The following is a 23,201-nucleotide window of genomic DNA, read 5'->3' as shown; positions in this document are numbered from 1 at the left end:
TGTTAGATCATTTCCTCGCCGCCTTTGCCGCCGAGAACGATTTCCCCGGCTTCGGCCATACGGCGGGCAATGGTGAGGATTTCCTTCTGCGCGGTTTCCACGTCGCTGACGCGCACCGGGCCCTTGGCTTCCAGGTCGTCGCGCAACAGTTCGGCCGCACGCTTGGACATGTTCTTGAAGATCTTTTCCTTGACGCCTTCGTCCGACCCTTTGAGGGCCAGTACCAGCACGTCGGAGGACACTTCGCGCAACAGTGCCTGGATACCTCGGTCGTCGACGTCGGCCAGGTTGTTGAATACGAACATGAGGTCTTCGATCTGGCCGGACAGGTCTTCGTCGACTTCGCGGATCGAGTCCATGAGCTGGCCTTCGATCGAGCTGTCGAGGAAGTTCATGATGTCCGCCGCGCGCTTGATGCCACCCAGGGTGGTGCGCGAGGCATTCGAGTTGCCGGAGAACTGCTTCTCGAGAATCTGGTTGAGCTCTTTCAGGGCCGCTGGCTGTACGGTGTTCAGCGAGGACACCCGCAAAATGATGTCCAGCCGCACCTTGTGGTCGAAGTTGCCCAGCACTTCACCGGCCTGGTCCGGATCGAGATACGCCACCACGATCGCCTGAATCTGCGGGTGCTCATAACGGATCACGTCGGCGACGGCGCGCGGCTCCATCCATTTCAGGCTGTCGAGGCCGCTGGTGTTGCCACCGAGCAGGATGCGGTCGATCAGGCCGTTGGCCTTGTCTTCGCCCAGGGCCTGGGTGAGCATCTTGCGCACATAGTCGTCGGAGCCGACGCCCAGGCTGGTCTGGTCGCCGACGATATCGACGAACTCGCTCATCACCTGTTCGACCTGCTCGCGGTGCACATTCCCCATCTGGGCCATCGCCACGCCCACGCGCTGGACTTCTTTGGGGCCCATGTGACGCAGCACCTGGGCGGCGTCGGTGGAGCCCAGGGACAGCAACAGGATTGCGGCTTTGTCGACCTTGGACAGTTTGGCGGCAACGGCTCGGTTATCACTCATCTGCGTTAATCCACTCTTTCACGACCTGGGCCACACGACCCGGATCTTCTGCCACCAGACTCTTGATTGCGTTCAACTGAGCGTCATAGCCTTCGCTCGGACTCGGCAGCAGGATGCTGGTCGGGCCACCGAGGCTGACACGGTCGTTGGCCAGTTCGCCGTCCAGGCCGCCCATGCCGCCCAACTCGACGTCGCTACCCAAACCAACAAGCTGCTTGCCCTTGCCGCCACCGGTGATGTTGTTGAGCACCGGACGCAGCACACCGAACACCAGCACCAGAATGAACAGCACGCCCAGCACTTGCTTGACGATGTCCCAGAACCACGGCTGGGAGTAGAACGGAATTTCGGCAATCACCTCACCGCGCTCGGCGGAGAACGGCATGTTGATCACGCTGACACTGTCGCCACGGCTGGCATCGAAGCCGACCGCGTCCTGCACCAGGCGAGTGAAGCGCGCCAATTCATCGGCGGTCCACGGCGCACGGGTGGTTTCGCCGTTGGCCGGGTTGATCTTGACCTGATCATCAACGACTACCGACACCGACAGGCGATTCAACCGGCCCTGCTGCTGCTTGGTGTGGCTGATGGAGCGATCGAGTTCGAAGTTCCTGGTCGATTGTTGACGCTTGTCCGCCGGGTACGGCGCGAGCATCGGCTGACCGGTGGCCGGGTCCATGATTTGCTGGCCGTTGGCATCAACCAGTGGCTGGCCCGGTTGCACCATGCCTGCTGCCCCCGGAGTGCCGCCGGTGGTCTGCGGCGCGGAGGCCGGCGCTGGCGGCTGGTTACTCAGGGCACCCGGCACGCCTTGCGGGCCATTGCTGGCGGTACGCTGTTCGTTGACCGACTGTTCGCTGCGCAATGCCGGTTGATCCGGGTTGAATTGCTCGGAAGTCGATTCGACCGCACTGAAATCCACGTCAGCCGAGACTTCGGCCTTGTAACGGTCGTTGCCCAGCACCGGCTGCAGGATGTTGTGCACGCGCTGGGTGAGCATGCTTTCCATGCGACGGCTGTAGTCGAACTGCTTGCCGGCCATGGTCAGCTCGGAGTTTTCCGCCTGATCGGAAAGCAGGTTGCCCTTCTGGTCGACCACGGTGATCTGCGACTTGCCGAGTTCGGGAACACTGGTTGCCACCAGGTTGATGATGGCTACGACCTGGCCGGGTTCCAGGGAGCGACCGGAATAGAGTTCAACCAGAACCGATGCGCTCGGCTTGCGCTCGTCGCGCACGAACACCGAACTTTTCGGGATCGCCAGGTGCACGCGGGCACCCTTGACGTTGTTCAGGCTGGAGATGGTGCGGGCCAGTTCGCCTTCGAGGCCGCGACGGTAGCGGGTCGCTTCCATGAACTGGCTGGTGCCCAGTCCCTGTTCCTTGTCGAGGATTTCAAAACCGATGTTGCCATCGCTGGGAGTGACACCAGCGGCCGCGAGCTTGAGCCGCGCACGGGACAGGTCATCGGCCTTGACCAGCAAGGCTCCGGAATTGGGTTCGACGGTGTACGGGATATCGGCGGAGGCCAGGGTATCCATGACCTGCTTGGCATCCATGCCGGCAAGGCTGCCGTACAGAGGCCGATAGTCCGGTTGCTGGGACCACAACACCACGGCAAAACCAATCGCCACGCTTGCCGCCAGGCCGACCAACAGGCCCACCTGACGCAACATGGTCATCTCGGAGAGGTTTTCCAGGAAGGACAACCCGAACAGCGGCGGTTTGCCGTCTATTGGAGCGGCCTTGGCCGGAACGTTATCGGCGACTGCTTCTGCCATGACTCAATCTCGTCCTTTAAACCGGCATCTGCATGATGTCTTGGTAGGCCTGGACCACTTTGTTGCGCACCTGGGTCAACGCCTGGAACGACACACTGGCCTTCTGCGAGGAAATCATTACGTCCGTGAGATCGACGCCGCTTTTGCCGATTTCGAACGCACTGGCCAACTGCGTGGAAGCCTGCTGGGTGTCGTTCACTTTATTGATAGCCTGACCGAACATGTCGGAAAAGCTGCTGCCCGTCATTTCAGGGACGGCAGTCGATTTCGGCGCAGACATGGCATCCATTTGCATGGCGCGCATATCCAGCATCAACCGATTGAATTCAATACCTTGGCTCATGGTTTCTCTCTTTGACGACCCGCAATTTTTTGACACTCACTCGGCGGGTAGTGAGGTGTTAGCAACAAGGGTGCCAGCTCCATGGCCACTCTGAACAAAAGCCCTCCTGACTACCAAACCCACATTCAGGTCGCGTACAAAAAGGCTTCCACATCCATGCCGGCATCGCGCATCTGCGCCAGCTTGTAGCGCAGGGTTCGCGGGCTGATACCCAGGCGCTCGGCCGCCTCTTTGCGACGACCGCGCTCGGCGCGCAGGGTATCGATGATCATCTGGAATTCACGGCGACGCAGGTCATCGCCCAGCGCACCGGCCGACTCTGATCCGACTTCCACAGAACACACCGGCGCCTGCGCCAACGCAGGCAGTGGCGCACAAGCCACCGGCCCGGCCAGGCAGAAATCCAGCGGCTGGATCAAGCCGCCCTGCTGCAAGATCAGCGCACGCTGAATCGCGTTGTCCAGCTCACGCACGTTACCCGGCCACGGATAACCGATCAGGCACGCCTGGGCTTCGGGGGACAACCTGGCAGCCGAATGCTTCATTTTATTGATGTGCCGGGCCAGCAGACGCTCGGCCAGCGGCAGGATGTCGGCGGTGCGCTCGCGCAATGGGCGCCAGGCCAGGGGAAACACCGACAGGCGATAGTAAAGATCTTCGCGAAAACGCCCTGCTGCCACTTCACCCGCCAGGTCGCGATTGGTGGTGGCGACCACACGAATGTCCAGGGTGATCGGCTTGCGCGCCCCCACCCTTTCGACCTCGCGCTCTTGCAGCACGCGCAGCAGCTTGGCCTGGAGCCCCAGGGGCATTTCGGAAATTTCGTCGAGCAGAATGGTGCCGCCGTCGGCCTGCTCGAACTTGCCGGCTTGCGCGGTAATGGCGCCGGTGAAGGAACCCTTCTCGTGCCCGAACAAGGTCGCTTCGAGCATGCTGTCCGGGATCGCTGCGCAGTTGATCGCAATGAACGGCTGACGGGCGCGATGAGAATGCTGATGGATGTAGCGCGCCAGCACTTCCTTGCCCGTGCCCGACTCACCCGAGATCAACACCGTGGAATCGCTGCGTGCGACCCGCGCTGCCAATTCGAGCAACTGAGCGCTCGCCGGCTCGAATGCTATCGGCCCTTCACCCTCGACCAGGCCGAGACTGCCCAGGGCATGACGCCCCACCAGATCGAGCAACGCCTTGGGCTCGAATGGCTTGACCAGATAGTCCGCCGCCCCTTGGCGCATCGCGTCGACCGCACGCTCGACCGCACCGTGAGCCGTCATCAGCAACACCGGCAACTGCGGCTGCCGCGCTCGCAGCAGGCCCAGCAACTGGTGGCCGTCCATGCCCGGCATGTTGACGTCGCTGATCACCAGGCTGAAGGCTTCGCCACCGACGGCAAGCAACGCCTCCTCTGCCGAGCCCACCGCCTTGTAATCGTGGCCCGCGAGCAACAGCGTATCGGCCAGCGCCTCGCGCAATGCGCGATCATCTTCGACCAACAGAACCTTGATACCCATCTGTGTCACTCCGCTCCTTGAGCGCTGCTGAACAACGGCAGGATCACCTGCGCGCAGGTGCCGCGACCGAGCCGCGAGCGCAACTGCAATTGTCCCTGATGAGCACGCGCCACTGCCTTGACCACGGTCAGGCCAAGACCCGTGCCGGTGGCCTTGGTGGTAAAAAAGGGCTCGCCCAATCGCGCCAGAACCGCGGCATCGATACCGGAGCCACTGTCACTGACGCACAGACGCAGGTTGTTGCCGCGGGTGTAGAGGTGAATCTTGAGGCGCAATTGACCGGCACTGGCCTGAATGGCGTTCTCGATCAGATTGAGGATCGCGCCGACCAGGGTATCGCGATTGCACAGCAACTCCCCCGAATGACTGTCGCACTGCCAGCGGATCGGCAGATCCTGTACGTGGGTCAACGCCGCCGCTTGCAACGATTGCATCAATTGGCCCGGCGTCACCCGGTCGGTCAGCGGCAACTCGCCCCGGGCGAAGACCAGCATGTCGCGCACCTGGTGCTCCAGTTCGTGCAGGCGCTCCTTGAGACGCCCGGCAAAGCGTTGCTGGGTAGCGACCGGTAGCTCCTGCTCGGTCAAGTGACTGGCATACAGCAACGCGGCGGACAACGGCGTGCGTATCTGATGAGCCAACGAAGCGACCATGCGCCCCAGCGACGACAGCCGCTCATGACGGGCCAGTTGATCCTGCAGATGGCGGGTTTCGGTCAGGTCGTTGAGCAACACCAACTGGCCAGGCTCGGCGTCCAGCGAGCGCGTGGCGATCGACAGGCGCCGACCATCCTTGAGGGAGACTTCATGACCATCGTCTTCGCGCGGCGCAAAACAGCGGGCAATGACGTGGCGCCACAATTCACCCTCCAGCGGCAGCCCCAGCAACTCGCACGCCGCCGGATTGGCTTCGCGCACGATGCCCTGGGCGTCAATGACGATGACACCGCCGGGTAACAGATCGAGGAGGTTTTGCAGGCGGTTGGCCAGGCGTTCTTTTTCTGCGAGCTCCTGCATGCGCTGGGCGCTGACCACCGCCAATTCACCCTTGAGCTCGGTGACCCGGGCTTCAAGCATGCTGTAGGAATCGGTCAACTGACTGGACATCTGATTGAACAGCGCGAATGCCTGCTCAAGGCCAAGCCGGCTCGCCTGCTCCGCGGAGGACGGTTGCCGCGAAGCATCAGGGACAGGAGACATCTGGGCGGCTTGGGGCATCGTGCTCTCTCGCTTGGCTGACCGTCAGTGAAACGGAACGTTGCGAGGGACGTAGCAATACCCGTGCCTAAAAAAAACTGCTTATAAATGAATGAGTTGAAAAACAGGCGTCAATCATCCGCCTGCTCGTCTCCATCACGACGGCTCATGCCGTACTTGCGCATCTTTTCCACCAGCGTGGTACGACGAATGCGCAGGCGCTCGGCTGCGCGAGCCACAATACCGTTGGCATCATCCAGCGCTTGCTGGATCAGCCCCTGCTCCAGGCCACCGAGGTAGTCCTTCAGGTCCAGGCCTTCCGGCGGCAGCATGGCATTGGCGGTGAAGTCCTGGGTATGGCCGTTGATGGCCACGCGCTCCTCCAGATCGCTGCGCAGGCTGTCGACCATTTGCTCATCTTCATCGTCGACGTAGCGGAATTTCTTCGGCAACTCGACTACGCCGATCACGCCGTATGGATGCATGATCGCCATGCGCTCCACCAGGTTGGCCAGTTCGCGGACGTTGCCCGGCCAGCCATGGCGGCACAGCGACATGATCGCCGCCGAGTTGAAACGGATCGAACCGCGCTTCTCGTGCTCCATGCGCGAAATCAGCTCATTCATCAGCAGCGGAATGTCTTCGACGCGCTCACGCAGCGGCGCCATTTCGATCGGGAACACGTTCAGGCGGTAGTACAGGTCTTCGCGGAAGGTACCGATCTCGATCATGCTTTCGAGATTCTTGTGGGTCGCGGCAATGATGCGCACGTCGACGCTCTGGGTCTTGTTGCTGCCCACGCGCTCGAAGGTGCGCTCCTGCAACACGCGCAGCAACTTGACCTGCATCGGGAGCGGCATGTCGCCGATTTCATCGAGGAACAGGGTGCCGCCGTTGGCCAGTTCGAATCGACCGGCGCGGCTGGTGATCGCCCCGGTGAAGGCGCCCTTCTCGTGGCCGAACAATTCGCTTTCCAGCAACTCGGCAGGGATCGCCCCGCAGTTGACCGGTACGAACGGCGCTTCGCGGCGCTTGGAATGGTAATGCAGGTTGCGCGCAACCACTTCCTTGCCGGTGCCGGACTCACCGAGGATCAGCACGCTGGCATCGGTGTCGGCGACTTGCTGCATCATCTGGCGCACGTGTTGAATCGCCCGGCTGGTGCCGACAAGACTGCGGAAAAGATTGGGTTCGCGATGACGACCGCGCTCGCGGGCCTGGTCGTACATCTCGCGATAGACCTGGGCACGGTGCAGCGAATCGAGCAACTTGCTGTAGCTGGGCGGCATTTCAAGGGTCGAAAGCACCCGCCGACGCTGGTCTTCCGGCAGGTCAATGGAAGAATTATCGCCCATTAACAAAACCGGAAGGAACTCATCCCATGTCGACAGTGTCTTAAGCAAGCCCAGAAGTGCACCAGGAGCATTGACCGTCCCGATGAGGACACAGATCACTTCACGACTTGACGACAAAGAGCCGACAGCCTGCTGCCAGTCATGGCTACCGCAGGGTAAATTTTCTTCGCCAAGAAAATTTAAAATCACCGCCAGGTCGCGGCGGCGGACGCTATCGTCATCAATCAGCAGAATTTTGGTTTCACGCCACATGCAATAGCAACTTCCCTAGTCAACTCGATGCCCAAAATGCTGGGGCAAGCTAAACGCTTGCAGGCACAAATATGCCTGAAGACGACTGAAATCTGGAACAGCCACTAGTTAAGTCAAAAAACCGTGCACAGTCAAATTTATGGCGCACATGTCTGGATTAACTTGGGGTTAATTAACCGAACAGATGGTAAACCTTTGCTGCGTTCCGCGCTTGCTGGATCTGAGACATTTCATCGACTATCGCCTGTCTCTCACCCATCGCCACCTCAAGCAACTGCTTGTAGACATACAGCAGCTCCTCAAGATTGCTACGCAGAACCTCTTCGTCCAGCGAAGCTTCGCTCATGACGTCTTCCATGCAGGAACGGCAATCGAGGTCCAATTGACCGATGGCCTCCCAGTCGCGCTCGGCCAAGGCACCGACCAGCGCTTCACGAGTTTGTTCTATTCGCTGCAATACAAGACTCATGGCGATCTCCTTAGAACTGCGGACCTGGCTCAGCAATACCGTCCCAGCCTTCTTTGACCGTGCGCAGCAAGCCCGCGACCTCATCGAGAATCTTCGGATCACTGCTGATGTTGGCCTCGGCCAGGCGCTTCATCATGTAGATGTAGAGACTGTTGAGTTCGCCCACGGTATCAGCGCAATTTTCAAGATCCAGGCCTTCACGCAAGCCACCGATGATGCCAATCGCCTTGCCGATCGATACACACTTGCCGGGAACATCCTTGCGCTCCAGGGCACCTTTGGCCTGCGCGATGCGATCCAGGCCACCTTCCATGAGCATTTGCACCAATCGATGCGGACTGGCTTCGGACGCCTGGGCGTGCGCACCCACTTTCTGATACTGCCGAAGGGCTAACATTGGATTCATGTTCTACCTCATTACCACAATGACTCGTATGACCAGTGTATCGTCTGCGCATCAAAAAACTTTAGATCAAAAGACAAAAACCCGGCACACGCGAAAATGCGGAGCCGGGTTTTTGTCGTCAGCTCATGACTAGCTGTTGGACTTCTGTGCATTCAAGGACGTGAAGAACGAGGTGATGCTGGTCGCCGTTGCCTTCATTTGTCCGACCAAAAGGTCCATTGCGTTGTATTTGGCGGTCAGCGTCCTGGTCATGTTCTCGACACGCAAGTCCAGCGCCAACTGCTGGTTCGAAAGGTTCTTGCTGAGGCTCTGCAGGTTGGTATTGCGCTGATCCAGCAACCCGCCCGTGGACACATAAGGCTTGATAGCAGTACCCATGCGCGCCAAAAGGCCGTTGGTATCATTGGTGCCATTGAACAGCTGCTGCACCTGGCCACTCATGCCGCCAGTGGTCATTGCCTTGTTGAACGTCGTCGTGTTGAACGCCAGATTGCCGGTTTTCTCGTCCGTCATCACGCCGAGCTGCGACAACACGGCCAATGGGCCGCCCGCACCAGGAGCCGTCAGTACGCCGCGGATATCGGAAATCAGTTGGCGCGGCATCGAGTCACCGGTAAATGCCGCCTGAACCGTCAGGTTGCCATCGGCATCCGCTGTCGCCCTGGACAGCGTGTTGATGGTGTTCATCAGGGTGTTGTAGGAATCAACGAACGACTGGATCGATGTCTGCAAACCGGTGGTGTTGGTCGCAACAGTGACGGTCGCAGCCGCTGGCGGCGTACCGGTGCTGGCGGACGTCAGGTTCAGGGTCAGGCCACTGACTGCACCGGTAACCGTGTTGCTCTTGCTGGTCACCGCCAAGCCGTCGATAGTCAGCGATGCATCCACTGCAACCCCGCTGACAGCCCCTGAACTTGAAGCCGAAGGGTTGCTGCCCATCGGTTGGGTACCGTCGATTTCAAGGCCGGCGATACCGCTGACCACAAGGTCGGAACCCGCACCGGTCTTGCTGGAGCTGATCACCAGTCGCGATGCACCGGTGCTGTCGGTCACGATGTTGGCAGAAATACCATTGCTCGCCTGCGCAGAGTTGATGGCATCCCGGGTGCTCTGCAAGGTCGCATTGGCCGGAATTGTGACATCGTAATCAGTGCCATTCTGACTGATTTTCAGAGTACCACTCGGAATGGCACTGGCGGCACCGCCGGCAAAAGAAGCACTGGCTACTTTCGAGCTGGTGGCCAGATTATTCACAACAACGCTGTAAGTGCCGGCAACGGCGGTATTGTCAGAAGTCACCCCCAGAATCGACGGGGTACCCGAAGTTGCGCTAAAGCCCGCAAACGCAGGATTGGTCTTGCTGCCGAGATTGGTCAGCGCCGTCTGAAAGGCCGTCAGTGCGCTTTTCAGAGAACCGACACCGGAAATCCTCAGCGTGTTGGTTTTGGTCTGAGTATCGATCTGCGTCTGTTTCGCCGATTTGTCGGCGTTGACCAGCGCAGTAACGATCGCACCGATATCCAGGCCAGAGCCAAGGCCCGTACCCGGCAAAATTGGACTTGCCATTTTTAGTCTCCCTTCAGGTTGCTGCCACTCTTTTGACCGTTACCTGCGTCCAAAGAACGTACAAACACTATTCATGCCAGCTATCAGACTTTGGCGTCGAACAATACGTGGCTCGCATTGCTCAGACTTTCCGCCAGCTTGAGGGCTTCCGCGGAGGGGATCTGTCGCACGACTTCACCCGTTTCGCTTGCAATCACTTTGACAACGACCTTTCCGGATTGCTCGTCGATCGAGAACTCCAGATTGCGCTTGATCGACTGTACAAACTTTTCGATCTGCTGCACCGCCTGCTTCAGATGGGTGTCATCCTTGTCCGGCTTCTCGTCCGCCTCCGGAGCCACGCTGACGGCCTTAGGCTTTTCCGGCGCCTTATCCGTGACGGTGCTCGCTGGCTGGGGAGCCGGATAAGACACGCCAAGCTTTACGCTCATCTCCATGCCCATCACCTCTTAACGTAAAAAAGCGAGAGAGCGTGACAAGCACACTCCCCCGCCCAAACTCATTCCGAAATTACTGAAGCAGCTTCAGTACAGCGGAAGGCAGTTGGTTGGCTTGAGCCAGAACCGAGGTAGAAGCCTGTTGCAGGGTTTGCTGCTTGGTCAGGTTCGCGGTTTCTGCGGCGAAGTCGGTGTCTTGTACACGGCCTTGTGCAGCAGTGGTGTTTTCCACGATGTTCTGCAGGTTGGAGATGGTGCTGGTCAGACGGTTTTGCGAAGCACCCAGGTTTGCGCGGGTGGCGTTGATCGTTGCCAGTGCGGCGTCGATCGCGGTGATCGCGTTGTCGATGTTGGCCGACAGGGTGGCGGAAGTTGCACCGGTCAGAACAACAGTACCGCTGCCTACAGACAGGGAAACGGCGTCGAACTTGGAGCTCAGTACCAGGTCGATGCGGTTGGCCGAACCAGTGTTGGCGCCAACTTGCAGCTGCATGGTGCCAGCCGAACCGTCCAGCAGGTTTTTGCCGTTCAGGTTGGTAGAGGCAGAGATACGAGTGATTTCGTCAGACATCTGAGCGAATTCGGAGTTGGTAGCGGTCTGGTCAGCAGTGCTGTTGGTACCGTTACGTGCTTTAACAGCCAGTTCACGCATACGCTGCAGAATGTCGGTCGAAGCCTGCAGAGCGCCTTCAGCGGTCTGGGCAACGGAGATACCGTCGTTGGCGTTCTGGATTGCCTGGGTACCACCACGGATCTGTGCAGCCATGCGGGTTGCGATCTGCAGGCCGGCGGCGTCGTCCTTGGCGCTGTTGATTTTCAGGCCGGAAGACAGGCGCTGCATCGAGGTCGAAAGCGCATCGGTAGCACGGTTCAGGTTTTTCTGGACGCCCAGCGACGTGGTGTTGGTGTTTACGGTTAAAGCCATGACGAATTCCTCGTTGGTTGGGTACTGCGGCTTCCGGCCCTGGCAACCGCCGGGTATGGCCTAGAGAACCTTCGTAATAGTTATCGTCGGGTTGGCAGGTTGCTTGAGGGCTTTTTAAAAAAAAATTGCCATCACCCTGCCACCCCCGAGAAAACAAGGGCTTAGCGCCCCCTCAACCGTAAAAAAATGACGCCATGAAACTGTCCAGCCCACAAAGGCCCGTGCCAAAGCTGTCGCCGCCCATTTCAGGCCGGCAGTCTTTCCAGTAAATCGACCAACTCATATTCCATGAAGTCAGCGAGCCCCAGCCAATCCTGGCGCTCCTGGCAGTCCAGCATTTGCCTGAGCATCAAGGCCCAGGCCTGCTGTACATCCTGGGGCGCCCGCGCAAACAGGCGCTGCGTCTCATCGAACAGATCAACCATGATCAACGCCGCTTCGACATCACGTCCCAGGCGAAACAATCCCGCGCACTGCCGGCTGCCGTCGATGCCTTTCGCTTGAAACTTCATTGCACGAAATCCTGGTTGAACTGCGTACCGGCAATCATCGCCCCTGCCCGGCTGCTATTGAAAAAAAGCACCTCGGGATGCCTGGCAATGTAACGCTCGAGTTCGCACAGGTAACTGCGGAAATTGAGCTGCGTCTTGACCTTCTGCCCATGACCATCGTGCACCCAGTGCCTGGCCTGGTTCACTGGCGGCCCCAGGTCACCATCGTTCCAGCCGGTATGGGTCCTGTTCATGGGGAAGGAGAAATCGGCACCGAACAGCGTGATGCGTTGCGCGCCCATCTTCACTGCCAGATCGACCGCAGGGTGGATTACGCTGCCGCTGACGTAGAGCTGCCCGCGCGGATGTTGCTCACGCAACGCGGCGTAGACCGGGCTGGCGGAGTAACCGCCGTAACGCTTGCCTTTCCAGGCTTTGAGCATGTCTGGATCGCTCAACGGCAAGTACACCAGCGGAGTGTCTTCGGAGTCCTTGCACGGCAAGTGCAGCGCACTGATGCGCTGATCGATGCTCACGACCAGGTCAGGTTTTATCCCGTGCTCGCGAAGGGGTCTGTAGGCGGTGTCGACACTGATGAACAGCGGTCGCGACGCTTGATTGCGCATGGCGGCCAAGCGCTCGAAATTCCCTTCAAGGCTTGGCCCTGTGCCGATCACATAGATTTCACGCTCGGGACAGGTGCCAAACAGCTGCGCCACATCATCATCGGACAGCAGCACTTCGAGGGTATCGTGCAAGCGCTGCACAATGACTGGCGACTGCGGGTCGAAATCACGATTATTGAAACTCAGGTGCACTTCGCTGACCAGGCGATCACGAATCTTCGCACTGAAGTCATCGGCCAGCAGCATTTCGGCCGGCAACGCAAAAAACGGCGTGCAGATGTCCGACATATCGCCGGCATACAACAGTTGCACGCGCGGATCGCCCAGCCATTGACGCTGATCGATCAGTTGCAACACCAGCGCGAACAGTGCGCCGTTTAGAATATGGACATAGAGCTTTTCAAGCCCGGCGCGCTCCAGCAGAACCGAAGGCAAATCGCCGAAACCGGTGCCGTAAACGTGCAGCTGTGGTTTGTCGAGCGGGAGGCTGGCCGCCTGCAGGCGGGCCTCGTGCAGACGATCATGACGGCTGGTGAGCTGGATGCCGCCTACGCACAACGTCGAGTCCCGACCTTCGATCAGGTTGACCTCGATACCCAGGCGATCTTCCGTTTTCAATCGCGCATACAGCGACGGCCAGCGCCGCTGGATAACCTGAGCATTGTCTTCAAAGCATTCGCTCATGCTACCTCGCATTCCATACAAGCAAAAAAGCGCTCAAGGTTAACCCTTGAGCGCTTTTTTGTACCGGCCTTTTTATTAAAAGACCTTCACTCAAGGACGATAGATGATCGCCGAACCCCATGACAGCCCCACTCCGAAACCGCTGAGCGCAACGCGCTTCCATTCGGAATCGAGAATATGCTTTTCCAGCAGCAATGGAATGCTCGACGACACCGTGTTACCGGTCTCGACCATGTCCTTGATGAACTTCTGCGGGCACTCTTCGAAGCGCCGCGCGACTGCATCGACAATCGCCGCGCTGCCCTGGTGAATGCAGAACGCGTCGATGTCATCAGCGCTCAATTGCGACTCGCCCAGCAATTCATGCAAATGCGCCGGCACCTTGAGCAGTGCAAAGTTGAATACCTGGCGGCCGTTCATGAAGAACACGCCGTCGGTGACTTTCAAATGTGGAGCGCCGGAACCGTCGGTGCCGAACTTGGCCTTGCCCAGTGCCCAGGTCGGGTTTTCGCCCATCCAGGTAGCCGTGGCCGCATCGCCGAACAGCATGGTGGTGTTGCGGTCTTCCGGGTCGACGATCTTCGAATACGGGTCGGCAGTGATCAGCAGGCCGTTCTTCAGCCCAGCGGCCTCCATGAAGCCCTTGATCGCATAGATGCCGTAGACATAACCGGAACAGCCCAGCGAAATATCGAACGCAGCGACGTTAGTCGGCAGGCCGAGCTTGTCCTGCACGATGGCTGCGGTATGTGGCAGGCCTTCTTCGTCACCGTTCTGGGTGACGACGATCAACGCATCGATGGATTCGCGTTTCAGATCAGGGTTGCTGGCAAACAGCGCATTGGCCGCTTCAACGCACAGATCGGAAGTTTCCTGATCAACGCCCTTGCGCGGCAGGAAGGCCGAACCGATCTTGCCCAGGATGAACTCTTCATCCTTCTCGAATTTTGCACCTTGTGCGTAATTGTCCACGCCGGCTACAGGAACGTAGCTCGCAATGCTCTTTATGCCAATCATTACGGCTTCCCAATAATAAACAGCCCAATACCACCACTCGCAGGAATCGAGGGGCGCCGACAAACCAGGATCTGCGTCGCCCCAAGGCGACGGCCGGGAAGCGTAGAGGGCCATCACTGATCCCGATAAAGGGTCAGGCGCCATCTTCCCGGTCAATACAATACAGTGAAGATGCGCGTTATGACTCGCAGGTCACTCTATTTTGCCGAATCTGCCCGGCAACGGGTCATTCGACCAACGACCAGTCCAGCGCTGTTCCACGCTGGATGGCCTGGCGGGCACGGCGTCCCAGGAGGCTTTGCGCATGCTTGGGCGCCAGCCCGAGCCCCGGACGGATGGCTCTCACGTTTGTCCCGTCGAAGGGCTCGCCAGCCGCCATGTCCTTGATCACATATAACGATCGACGGTACACCAGGGATGGGCGCTCAGCCTCGGTGAGGCCGTAATGCACCTGCCCCATGGCTTGCCAGGCGCGCTCGGTTTCGATCACCAGGCTGGCCAGTTCAGAGGGTTCCAGCGAGAAACTGGCGTCGACACCACCGGCCCCACGGTCGAGGGTGAAATGCTTTTCCACCACCGTTGCCCCCAATGCCACCGCCGCCACGGACACTCCGACGCCCATGGAGTGATCGGACAGCCCCACCTGGCAATCGAATAACTCGCGCAAATGCCCGATCGTGCGCAGGTTGCTGTTCGCGGGTGATGCCGGATAGGTGCTGGTGCATTTGAGCAGCACCAGGTCCTTGCACCCGGCTTCGCGGGCGGCGCGCACGGTTTCATCGAGTTCGGCGATGCTGGCCATGCCGGTGGAAATGATCAGCGGCTTGCCCGTCGCGGCTACCCGGCGGATCAGCGGCAAGTCGGTATTTTCAAAACTGGCGATCTTGTAGGCCGGCACGTCGAGGCTTTCGAGGAAGTCCACGGCGCTCTCATCGAATGGCGTGGAGAACGCCAGCAGGCCCAACTCTTTGGCGCGTGCGAAAATCGGCGCATGCCATTCCCAAGGCGTGTGGGCCTTTTCGTACAAGGCGTACAACGAAGTACCGGCCCACAGGCTGTTCGGATCCTTGATGAAAAACTCGCCCTCGGCCAGGTCCAGGGTCATGGTGTCGGCGGTATAGGTTTGCAGCTTCAACGCATGGGCACCGGCCCTGGCCGCGGCCTCGACGATTTGCAATGCCATGTCCAGGGACTGGTTATGGTTGCCGCTCATCTCGGCAATGATCAATGGCGGTGCATCGGCACCGATCAGGCGCTCGCCAATCTTGAAGCTAGTCATCTGCGTGATCCTTCAATACGCGCGTGAACGCGCAGGCACTCTGGGTAAAACCGGCTTCGCGAAAGACGTTCAGCGACGGCTGGTTAGCGGGCAACACCTGGGCGGTGAGCGACTCCAGTTCTGGCCACTGGACCTTCACAAAGGCTTCTCCACGGGCCAGCAGCGCCCTGCCCCAACCCAGGCCGAACCGGCCTTCGAACAGATAAATCGACACCTCGGCGGTAAAACCGCGCAGGTCATAACGCAGCACACCGACCGGGCCGTCATCGGCCTCGGCAATCAACAACAGCCGCCGGGGATTGCTCAGGCTCGCCGTCAGCCAGTTTTGATGCGCTGGCCATTCGATCACGCCGGTCTGCAGCGACCAACGGCGCACGGCCTCACAGTTGCGCCCGTCGAACAACAACTGTGCATCTCCCAGGGTCGCCGGGCGCATCCTCAGCACCGCGCCGGCCAGCGCAACCGCTACCCGCTGCGCCCCCCGGCCATCGACCAGTTGTCGCGATTGCCGGGCCAGGCTCTGGCGCAAACCCTGGTTACCCGCGACAAGGCCAATGGCCAGGCGCAGTTGCTCGACACTGACCTGCTCGCGCCCGCCCATGAACACATGGGCACCCGCGGCCGCCATGACCTCGCCGTTGGCCTGCTGGTTGTTCGACACGGCAATGCAAATCGTCGGCAGCCCCATGGCCGCCCGTTCCCAACTGGTGCCGCCTCCTGCCCCGACAAACAGGTCGGCTTCGCTCATCAATCGATAAAAGTCGCTGACGAAACTGTGCAGCCGCCAATTCGGGCGACTCGCCGCCAACGCCTGCATCTGCGCCCAGGCCGGATTATCCGCCCCGGCGACAAAATCGACTTCCAGCTCAGCAAAGTCCGCCAGCGCCAGCATTGCATGATGGGTCTGCATGGCCGCGTCGAAACCGCCGAAATTCACCAGCACACGCTTGGCCCGGGGCTTGATTTCGATGGCCGGGCAACAGAACTCGTCGCGCAACATCGCATACCGGGGACCGAACAACGTCCGGCAACCCGGTGCCAGCAGCGAGGTATAAGCCTCTGGTGTGCCCGAGAGGTTCTGGTTCAGCAGCAAATCGGCGCTGTAGGTCCGCGTGGCGAGGTCATCCACCGCGGCGATCCGTGGCGCAAAGCGCCGGGCGGCCGTCTGCCAGTGATGATCGAGGCCGTAGTGGTCGACAATGATCCAGTCAAATGCCGGCTGGTGCTCCAGCAGCGGTTCGAGCGCGGCGATATCGGCCTGCCATGGCAGCATGGATTCGATGGCTTGCTGCGGGTCTTCATCGCTGTAGCGTTCGGGCAGCGCGAAGGTTTCGAAACCTTCGACCCGCAATGCCTCCAGTCGATGCCCCGGTAACAGGCGACAGGCGAACGCCACATGACTGCCCTGCCTGCGCAACACCCGGGCCAGGCACAGGCAGCGTGCGATGTGGCCGCTGCCGATGGTCGGCGAGGCATCGGAGCGAATCAGTACTCTCATTGCAATTCACCTCCGGCCTTCAGCGCGGCGTACAGGTATTCCGCGCGTTTCCAGTCTTGCGGTGTGTCGATGTCCTGCACCAGATGACGCGGCAGGATGACTGGCAGGCTGTACGGCGAGTACAGCACCTCGCCCCGCAACCAGGCATCGCAACGCCCCCAGTAGAACTGTCCGGCATCCTGATAGGCGATCGACAAATCCTGGGAGCGGGTATCACGGTACTGCGGATACAGCGCCGTCAATGCACCCTGATCGTCAAGGGTCAGGGCTCGCTGGACCGGGAAACCGAAGTCGCACACCGAGAAGGCGAACGACTTGTCCGGATGCTGCTCCAGCAGGCTCAGCCCCTGGACCAGAAATCGCGATTGCAACAACGGCGCGGTCGCGTAGATACAGCAGGCGCGATCAAACTCGTCCCCTTGTTCGCGCAAGGCTTGCAGGGCATGGGCGATCACCGCCGCGGTGCCCGTGAAGTCATCGGCCAGCGCCGCCGGGCGCATGAAGGGTACCTGGGCGCCACAGTCCCGCGCCAGCCCGGCGATTTCCTCGTCGTCGGTGCTCACCACCACCCGGGAAAACAACCCGGACTCCAGGGCCACCTGAATCGAGCGGGCAATCATCGGCACTCCGGCGAACGGCTTGAGGTTCTTGCGGGGTATGCGTTTGCTGCCACCGCGAGCCGGGATGATGGCAACATTGTTCAACGGCGTTTTTCCAGGACAAACCAGGTGATGTCATCCACCGGGAATTGCCGATCGCGGCGGTAACCGAAACCGTAATCAACCAGTTGCAGGTCGTCATAGCGATCGAGCATTTCACCGGCAAAATCGCGCTTGAACAATTTGCCGCTGTTGCCGCGATACGGGACCTCGATCGGCACCGGGTTGTAGTACTCGGCGATCAGTATGTAGCGCTGGCTCAACTCATACAGTTGCGCATACGCGGCCGGCAGCAACTCCGGTGCCAGGTGAATCAGCACGCCTTTGCTCAGGGTCAGGTCGAAGGTGCGTTCCCGGGGGAAATCGAACAGCGAACCCTGCCAGATGTGCGCAATATCCAACGCCCGGGCCGCGGCACAAGCGCTGGCGTTGATTTCCACGCCGAACAACTCGCAGCGCGGCAACAGTTGGCGCAGTGCCTGCAGGTTGTTGCCGGCGTTGGTGCCCAGCTCCACCAGGCTATCGATGTGCCCGACCCGTGTCAGTGCCTTGGCAAACAACGCCAGGTTGGCCGCCACCAGCGGCTGCCCGACATTGCGCTCAACGTACTGGTTGCCGAATTCTCCCTGCCAGAAAGCTTCCTGCTCGGTCAGCTCACGCATCACACATTTCCCACCCGCCGCAATGGCTGGATTATTTCGATCAGCTGCCGCATCTGCTCGACCACGTAGTCCTGCTGCTCATCACTGAGCAACGGATACAACGGCAGGCTGATGGCTTCGGCGTAGTAACGTTCGGCCTGGGGAAAATCACCCTCGGCGAACCCGAGATCACGATAGTAAGGCTGCAAATGCACGGGAATGTAGTGCAGGTTCACACCGACCCCGACAGCTCGCAATCCCTCGAACACCTCACGATGAGTGAGACCGATCTGATCGAGTTGCAGGCGCACCACATACAGATGCCATGACGACTCAGCCTCGGGCTGTGCACCGGGCAGGGTCAGCGGCAAATACCCCAGCAAGCGCTCATAACGCGCCGCCAGTTCACGTCGCCGCTCGATAAATTCATCCAGTTTGTTCAACTGCGACAAACCGAGGGCCGCTTGCAGGTCGGTAATGCGGTAATTGAAACCCAGCTCCACCTGTTCGTAGTACCAGGGGCCGTGGCTGGGTCCGGTCATCTGCTGCGGATCCCGGGTCATGCCGTGGCTGCGCAAGCGTTGCAAACGCTCGGCAAGTTCCGGGCTGTTGGTCATGACCATGCCGCCCTCGGCGCTGGTGATGATCTTCACCGGATGAAAGCTGAACACGGTCATCGCGGCAAACTCGCCACAACCCACCGGGCGCCCGGCGTACGACGCACCAGCGGCATGGGCCGCGTCTTCGATCACGGTAAAGCCATAGCGCTTGGCCAGTGCGGCAATCCTGCGCATGTCGCAACTCTGCCCCGAGAACGCGACGGCCACGAGCACTTTCGGCAGCCGGCCTTCTCGCTCGGCCCGTTCCAGCTTGACGGCCAGCGCAGCGGCATCGAGGTTCCAGGTCAGCGGGTCGATATCGACAAAATCCACCTCGGCACCGCAGTAGCGACCACAGTTGGCCGAGGCGAGAAAGGTGTTCGGTGTCGTCCACAGCCAATCGCCCGGGCCGAGCCCCGCCGCCAGGCAAGCGATGTGCAGGGCCGCCGTGGCATTGCACACCGCCACGGCAAAGCCGGCCTCGCAGCGTTCAGCCATCGCCCGCTCAAAGCGCTCGATGGTCGGCCCCTGGGTCAGCCAGTCAGACTGCAATACACCGACCACGGCGTCGATATCCGCCTGATCAAGGCTTTGCCGAGCGTAAGGAATCATGCTGGCAACCAGACACGCACCAGCGCGTTCCGGATGATCCGACACCCGAACGAACCGGTCCCGCCTGCGATGAAAATCGATTTTCCGTTGAACATGCCTTGAATCCTTATACCTGTTCGCCGGGCCTAGCCGAGCATCTGCGCCCAGTTCACCGAAGCACTTTCGCCCAGGGCAAAGCCTTTGCCGCTCAAGGCCAGATTGGCGTTATAGGCCTGGTCCTGGGCAAAAGCTGCCGCCCACTTGTCACGCAGCGCATCGAGGGCCTGCGGCACCTGTGGCACTTCACCCGAGTGAATGACCTGTACCAGCGGTGTCCACACGGTAAGGTAGCCGGCCTGACCGGCCCTGAGGCACAGATCGACGTCGCTCAAGCCGTCGGCGAAGGTCATGCTGTCCAGACCGTCCAGCTCGTCGAACAACGCTTTGCGCACCATCAGGCACACCTTCGACACCGCCGAGTAGTTCTGCTCCAGCGCCAAGCGGTGCAGGTAACCTTCGGCGTCATGTTTTTCACCGACGAAGGCTGAGCCCACGCCACCGTTCATGCCGAGGATCAGCCCGGCCTGGGTGACCTTGCCGTCGCGGTCGATCAACTTGGGACCGACCACGCCGACTTCCGGACGCTGGGCGTGATTGAGCAGCGACTCAAGCCAGTTCGGATTGACCACTTCACTGTCGGCGGCCAACAGCACCAGGTACTCGCCCTGCGCCTGCTGACTGGTGGCGTTGTACAACGCCACGTCGCTCAGGCTCTGGTCGGCACGCAGCACGCTGACTTTCGGATGCTGGTAGGTGCCCAGCCAATCGTTGACCTCGGCCGACTGATTCGGGTTGAGCGCGATCAGCACTTCGTACTGGATGTAGCGGGTCCGCAGCAACACCGCTTGCAGGCACTGTTGCAACGCCGCCAAGTCATCCCCGGCCGGCACGATGATCGACACCAGCGGGCGTTCGGTATGGCGGTAATCGATCTGATAAGTGCCAGGCAACGTCGAAGTGACCTTGGCCTTGTAGCCAAGATTGCCCAGGTGGCGCAACAACGCCAGGCGTTCATCGGCGTTTTCTTCCAGTGCCGGCGCCCGTGCAATCACCAGCGGTTCGTCCAGGTGGGCCAGCCCGTTGAGGCCACCCTGCTCGATGATGCGCAGCAGCAAGTCGAATTCCAGGGCCTTGCTGAAGTCTGGCTGGTAGCCGCCGACTTCAATGAACACTTCCCGACGGATCAACCAGTGACGCGCCATCAAGGCCGGCAGGCTTTGCAGCAAATCAAGGTTGAAACCCGGACGGAATACATCCACCAGTGCGCCTTCTGAGGTGCGCTGGATTTCGTCGGTGGCGACGGCGCGGCATTGCTCATCCGACAACAGCTCCAGGCTGGCGCGCAACAGGCCGCCAGCGGTGAACTCGTCGCCGGCTTCAGCCAGCATCAACCAGTCGCAAGGCGACTGACGAGCACTCTGGTTGAGTTTGTCGACATAGTTGCTTTGCGTGACACGGACAAAGTGCAAGGTGTTCTGCGCCGTGGTCGCCGCCGGTGCTTCACCGGTAGTGAAGATCACAATCTTGAATGCCTTGCCGTGACCTTCGAGCAGGCTGTCGAGAGAGACTTGCAGCTTGTCGATATCGTTATCCAGGTCCAGCAGGAAGATCCCGAACTGTGGACCACCGTCGTTGGCCGCCAGGTACTGGTTGATCGACTCAGCCTCGTCAGCCTCTGGCTGGCGGGGCGCGAGCCATTTGAGTAGTCGACCGGAGAGCATCTTGTCGAATGTCGCGCTGTTGCCTTCGACCGACACCGCCTCAAGACGCGCGGCCCAGTCAGTCATGGCCTGCGCTTCCTCCTCTTCGCCCAGCAATTCGAGCTGCGCCGCCAGGCGCTTGACCACCGTACGGTTGAACACGTTGCTGTCGTGGGCTTGCCACAAACGGTCGACCACGCTTTCCGGTGTGTCATTGTTACGCGCCTGCATCAGGCTCTGTTGCCGCGTCCAGACGCCTTCCAGGCCTTGCAACTGGACACGACCGGCCGGCATGGCGTGCAACAGGAATTCGAACTGGGTCAACTGATCGAAAAACTGCTGATTGTAGAACGGCATTTCGACGTATTGCTTTGGACCGAAACGGCGCACAGGGCCAGTCTCGACACTGGTCCACGCAGACTCGAAAATCAGCTCTGTTGTCAGCGCCCGGCCCGTGCGCAGGCTATCGGCCAGGGTTTCGAAGCTTTGCAGTGCGAACTGCCTGCCTCGCTCTGGGTCCTCGCCTTGAACTTGAGTCGGCAGCCCGAAGAGGAAAGCGGCAAAGGCTTCACGTTCGGCGACCGTCCTGGTATCCGTATGAGCCAGCGTGTGGAAGATCTCGGTGTTGTGATCCGAGTACCCGTAGTTCATCTCGCGCACGACATACGGGATCGGCAGAATTCGCGCCTTGCCCCGCGCCAGCATGTAGTACGTGTGACCGATTTCCTGCCATTGGAAGGACGTATCGTGAGGCATGGCCTGATACCAGTCACGTACCAGGTCTGTGCGCTGGACTGCATAGAATGGCGGGAGGTACTGGTGCATGTAATCGAGCACACGCTCCTCGGCGTGCTCGGAGCAATAGTCTTCGCAGACTTTCTTGTCACGCCGGAAGTAGCTGACGCTGTTGGGTTGTGACAGGTACATCATGCTGTAGCCATGGCACAGGCCGTAGTCGGGATTGGCCTCCATGAATGCCACGGCTGCGTGCAGGGCGTCATGCACATGGAAGTCATCGTCGGCGGCGAACACCATGAACGCAGTGGTCACTTGCTCCACGCCAAAAGCCAGCTTGGCACGAACCCCCCAGTAGCCAAACTGCGGGACATGCTGGTAATCCACATTTTCAAACTGTCCGGCCAGGCTTGGCTGACCTTCAGTCGAAGAATCCAGCACCAGAATCCTGCAAGGCAAGCCGCTGTAGAAACGTGCAGCGCGACGCAAGAACGCCGGCCGCTCGTGAGACATCAGCACCACGGTCAACTGTTCGTTGAGTGCCAACCCGTGTTCAGAATTATTGCCTTGCATACATTTCCCCACATCGGCGAATCGCCGAAAAAACCCAACGATGTCTTGTCGTTTACCGCACGCGGCGCAGATAACCATCCGGCGCGACGGTGATCAGCAGCTTGCTGTGAATGGCCTGGTCGATCTCAAAGTCGCGGTTTTCTTCCAGGTAGGCCCATACCGCGGTCTTCGGGTTGTCGCCCTTGCCCCACGGGCGGTCCGGGAAGGCATCTTCGGGCATGTCTTCGACCACGGTATCCATCACCACGCAGTAACTGCCCACCGAGGTCATCGGGGCATAGGCCCGCAGCTCTTCCAGGACGTGCTCGTGGGTATGATTGGAGTCCAGTACCACCAGCACTTTCTTGCCTTCGACGCGCTGGCGAACCTGTTCGACGATCGCAGGATCGATACTCGACCCCTGGATCATCCGGATCCGCTTGCTCATCGGGTGCGCTTCGATTGCCTCACGGTTGTGCTGGCGAATATCGATGTCGACGCCCAGCACCTCACCATGGCCGATCAGTTCCAGCATCGAGGCGTAAAACACCAGCGAACCGCCGTGGGCGATACCGGTCTCGACGATGATGTCCGGCCGCAGTGCCCAGATGATCTCTTGCATGGCGACCATGTCCTGGGGGAACTGAATGATCGGGCGGCCCATCCAGCTGAAGTTGTAGGTGTACTTGTGTTTGGCGGTCGTGCCGACCCAGTCCAGCGACGTGGCTTGCAACGCTTTGTCCTGTTGCAGGCCTTCGATGTTGTCTTTTACTTCTTCACGAAACTGCTCATGAGGATTCATTACAG

General features: G+C 60.0%; 21 protein-coding genes. All 21 read right to left on the bottom strand.

From position 1 onward, the window contains the following. Positions 1-2: 2 nt before the first annotated feature. The 21 genes from fliG to ASD95_RS10670 all read right to left on the bottom strand — a co-directional run bounded on the left by fliG (position 3) and on the right by ASD95_RS10670 (position 23,196). Positions 3-1,022 (bottom strand): flagellar motor switch protein FliG, encoded by a 1,020-nt coding sequence (gene fliG, locus ASD95_RS10770; protein ID WP_007983391.1) that lies wholly within the window; start codon positions 1,020-1,022, stop codon positions 3-5. After that, a complete protein-coding gene (gene fliF / locus ASD95_RS10765; RefSeq protein WP_056721571.1) occupies positions 1,015-2,802 on the bottom strand; it encodes a flagellar basal-body MS-ring/collar protein FliF in 1,788 nt (595 codons plus the stop codon). The genes fliG and fliF overlap by 8 nt, the downstream gene beginning before the upstream one ends. 16 nt (positions 2,803-2,818) lie before the next feature. Further along, entirely contained in the window at positions 2,819-3,145 is a 327-nt protein-coding gene (gene fliE, locus ASD95_RS10760; protein WP_008052868.1) for a flagellar hook-basal body complex protein FliE, read from the bottom strand. A gap of 125 nt (positions 3,146-3,270) precedes the next feature. Continuing rightward, on the bottom strand, positions 3,271-4,656 hold the full coding sequence (locus ASD95_RS10755; protein WP_056721569.1) for a sigma-54-dependent transcriptional regulator: 1,386 nt from the start codon (positions 4,654-4,656) through the stop codon (positions 3,271-3,273). A 5-nt stretch (positions 4,657-4,661) separates the two neighbouring features. Then, complete coding sequence (locus tag ASD95_RS10750) at positions 4,662-5,873, bottom strand: sensor histidine kinase (protein ID WP_056721567.1); 1,212 nt, start codon at positions 5,871-5,873, stop codon at positions 4,662-4,664. 110 nt (positions 5,874-5,983) lie between these two features. Further along, positions 5,984-7,459 carry a sigma-54 dependent transcriptional regulator gene (locus ASD95_RS10745; protein WP_046037712.1) on the bottom strand — a complete coding sequence of 492 codons (1,476 nt, stop codon included), beginning with the start codon at positions 7,457-7,459 and terminating at the stop codon, positions 5,984-5,986. A gap of 172 nt (positions 7,460-7,631) precedes the next feature. Then, positions 7,632-7,928, bottom strand: a complete 297-nt coding sequence (locus tag ASD95_RS10740) for a hypothetical protein (protein ID WP_056721566.1) — start codon at positions 7,926-7,928, stop codon at positions 7,632-7,634. Positions 7,929-7,938: 10 nt separating this feature from the next. After that, positions 7,939-8,334: a flagellar export chaperone FliS gene (gene fliS / locus ASD95_RS10735; protein WP_056721563.1), complete on the bottom strand. Its 396-nt coding sequence runs from the start codon at positions 8,332-8,334 to the stop codon at positions 7,939-7,941. A 129-nt stretch (positions 8,335-8,463) separates the two neighbouring features. Continuing rightward, complete coding sequence (gene fliD, locus ASD95_RS10730) at positions 8,464-9,900, bottom strand: flagellar filament capping protein FliD (RefSeq protein WP_056721561.1); 1,437 nt, start codon at positions 9,898-9,900, stop codon at positions 8,464-8,466. Positions 9,901-9,983: 83 nt separating this feature from the next. Beyond that, positions 9,984-10,337, bottom strand: coding sequence for a flagellar protein FlaG (locus ASD95_RS10725; RefSeq protein WP_056721560.1), 354 nt, complete (start codon positions 10,335-10,337; stop codon positions 9,984-9,986). 73 nt (positions 10,338-10,410) lie between these two features. After that, complete coding sequence (locus ASD95_RS10720) at positions 10,411-11,262, bottom strand: flagellin domain-containing protein (RefSeq protein ID WP_056721558.1); 852 nt, start codon at positions 11,260-11,262, stop codon at positions 10,411-10,413. Positions 11,263-11,507: 245 nt separating this feature from the next. Further along, positions 11,508-11,774, bottom strand: coding sequence for a hypothetical protein (locus ASD95_RS10715; RefSeq protein ID WP_056721556.1), 267 nt, complete (start codon positions 11,772-11,774; stop codon positions 11,508-11,510). Then, on the bottom strand, positions 11,771-13,063 hold the full coding sequence (locus tag ASD95_RS10710; protein WP_056721554.1) for a motility associated factor glycosyltransferase family protein: 1,293 nt from the start codon (positions 13,061-13,063) through the stop codon (positions 11,771-11,773). Before ASD95_RS10710 ends, ASD95_RS10715 begins: the two co-directional genes overlap by 4 nt. A 90-nt stretch (positions 13,064-13,153) precedes the next feature. Further along, positions 13,154-14,080 (bottom strand): ketoacyl-ACP synthase III, encoded by a 927-nt coding sequence (locus tag ASD95_RS10705; RefSeq protein ID WP_056721553.1) that lies wholly within the window; start codon positions 14,078-14,080, stop codon positions 13,154-13,156. A gap of 226 nt (positions 14,081-14,306) precedes the next feature. Further along, positions 14,307-15,359 (bottom strand): pseudaminic acid synthase, encoded by a 1,053-nt coding sequence (pseI, locus tag ASD95_RS10700; RefSeq protein ID WP_056721551.1) that lies wholly within the window; start codon positions 15,357-15,359, stop codon positions 14,307-14,309. Beyond that, positions 15,352-16,857 carry a UDP-2,4-diacetamido-2,4,6-trideoxy-beta-L-altropyranose hydrolase gene (gene pseG / locus ASD95_RS10695; RefSeq protein WP_056721549.1) on the bottom strand — a complete coding sequence of 502 codons (1,506 nt, stop codon included), beginning with the start codon at positions 16,855-16,857 and terminating at the stop codon, positions 15,352-15,354. The genes pseI and pseG overlap by 8 nt, the downstream gene beginning before the upstream one ends. Beyond that, a complete protein-coding gene (gene pseF, locus ASD95_RS10690; RefSeq protein ID WP_056721546.1) occupies positions 16,854-17,561 on the bottom strand; it encodes a pseudaminic acid cytidylyltransferase in 708 nt (235 codons plus the stop codon). The genes pseG and pseF overlap by 4 nt, the downstream gene beginning before the upstream one ends. After that, positions 17,558-18,178 carry a pseudaminic acid biosynthesis-associated methylase gene (locus tag ASD95_RS10685; protein ID WP_056721545.1) on the bottom strand — a complete coding sequence of 207 codons (621 nt, stop codon included), beginning with the start codon at positions 18,176-18,178 and terminating at the stop codon, positions 17,558-17,560. Before ASD95_RS10685 ends, pseF begins: the two co-directional genes overlap by 4 nt. Beyond that, the gene (pseC, locus tag ASD95_RS10680) at positions 18,178-19,368 is read right to left on the bottom strand and encodes a UDP-4-amino-4,6-dideoxy-N-acetyl-beta-L-altrosamine transaminase (protein ID WP_056721543.1); all 1,191 of its coding nucleotides are present in this window, start codon (positions 19,366-19,368) and stop codon (positions 18,178-18,180) included. Before pseC ends, ASD95_RS10685 begins: the two co-directional genes overlap by 1 nt. A gap of 125 nt (positions 19,369-19,493) precedes the next feature. Continuing rightward, positions 19,494-22,415: a TIGR00180 family glycosyltransferase gene (locus ASD95_RS10675; RefSeq protein ID WP_056721541.1), complete on the bottom strand. Its 2,922-nt coding sequence runs from the start codon at positions 22,413-22,415 to the stop codon at positions 19,494-19,496. A 52-nt stretch (positions 22,416-22,467) separates the two neighbouring features. Further along, a complete protein-coding gene (locus ASD95_RS10670; protein WP_056721539.1) occupies positions 22,468-23,196 on the bottom strand; it encodes a cephalosporin hydroxylase family protein in 729 nt (242 codons plus the stop codon). Between the last annotated feature and the right edge of the window lie 5 nt (positions 23,197-23,201).

It is taken from the genome of Pseudomonas sp. Root71, from assembly GCF_001429045.1.
Taxonomy (GTDB): Bacteria; Pseudomonadota; Gammaproteobacteria; order Pseudomonadales; family Pseudomonadaceae; genus Aquipseudomonas; species Aquipseudomonas monachiensis.
This window is presented reverse-complemented; position numbering and strand designations above follow the sequence as displayed.

Coding starts and splice junctions, on each gene's coding strand:
- fliG (WP_007983391.1), bottom strand. CDS start 1,022: ATGAGTGATAACCGAGCCGTTGCCGCCAAACTGTCCAAGGTCGACAAA.
- fliF (WP_056721571.1), bottom strand. CDS start 2,802: ATGGCAGAAGCAGTCGCCGATAACGTTCCGGCCAAGGCCGCTCCAATA.
- fliE (WP_008052868.1), bottom strand. CDS start 3,145: ATGAGCCAAGGTATTGAATTCAATCGGTTGATGCTGGATATGCGCGCC.
- ASD95_RS10755 (WP_056721569.1), bottom strand. CDS start 4,656: ATGGGTATCAAGGTTCTGTTGGTCGAAGATGATCGCGCATTGCGCGAG.
- ASD95_RS10750 (WP_056721567.1), bottom strand. CDS start 5,873: ATGCCCCAAGCCGCCCAGATGTCTCCTGTCCCTGATGCTTCGCGGCAA.
- ASD95_RS10745 (WP_046037712.1), bottom strand. CDS start 7,459: ATGTGGCGTGAAACCAAAATTCTGCTGATTGATGACGATAGCGTCCGC.
- ASD95_RS10740 (WP_056721566.1), bottom strand. CDS start 7,928: ATGAGTCTTGTATTGCAGCGAATAGAACAAACTCGTGAAGCGCTGGTC.
- fliS (WP_056721563.1), bottom strand. CDS start 8,334: ATGAATCCAATGTTAGCCCTTCGGCAGTATCAGAAAGTGGGTGCGCAC.
- fliD (WP_056721561.1), bottom strand. CDS start 9,900: ATGGCAAGTCCAATTTTGCCGGGTACGGGCCTTGGCTCTGGCCTGGAT.
- ASD95_RS10725 (WP_056721560.1), bottom strand. CDS start 10,337: ATGGAGATGAGCGTAAAGCTTGGCGTGTCTTATCCGGCTCCCCAGCCA.
- ASD95_RS10720 (WP_056721558.1), bottom strand. CDS start 11,262: ATGGCTTTAACCGTAAACACCAACACCACGTCGCTGGGCGTCCAGAAA.
- ASD95_RS10715 (WP_056721556.1), bottom strand. CDS start 11,774: ATGAAGTTTCAAGCGAAAGGCATCGACGGCAGCCGGCAGTGCGCGGGA.
- ASD95_RS10710 (WP_056721554.1), bottom strand. CDS start 13,063: ATGAGCGAATGCTTTGAAGACAATGCTCAGGTTATCCAGCGGCGCTGG.
- ASD95_RS10705 (WP_056721553.1), bottom strand. CDS start 14,080: ATGATTGGCATAAAGAGCATTGCGAGCTACGTTCCTGTAGCCGGCGTG.
- pseI (WP_056721551.1), bottom strand. CDS start 15,359: ATGACTAGCTTCAAGATTGGCGAGCGCCTGATCGGTGCCGATGCACCG.
- pseG (WP_056721549.1), bottom strand. CDS start 16,857: ATGAGAGTACTGATTCGCTCCGATGCCTCGCCGACCATCGGCAGCGGC.
- ASD95_RS10685 (WP_056721545.1), bottom strand. CDS start 18,178: ATGCGTGAGCTGACCGAGCAGGAAGCTTTCTGGCAGGGAGAATTCGGC.
- pseC (WP_056721543.1), bottom strand. CDS start 19,368: ATGATTCCTTACGCTCGGCAAAGCCTTGATCAGGCGGATATCGACGCC.
- ASD95_RS10675 (WP_056721541.1), bottom strand. CDS start 22,415: ATGCAAGGCAATAATTCTGAACACGGGTTGGCACTCAACGAACAGTTG.
- ASD95_RS10670 (WP_056721539.1), bottom strand. CDS start 23,196: ATGAATCCTCATGAGCAGTTTCGTGAAGAAGTAAAAGACAACATCGAA.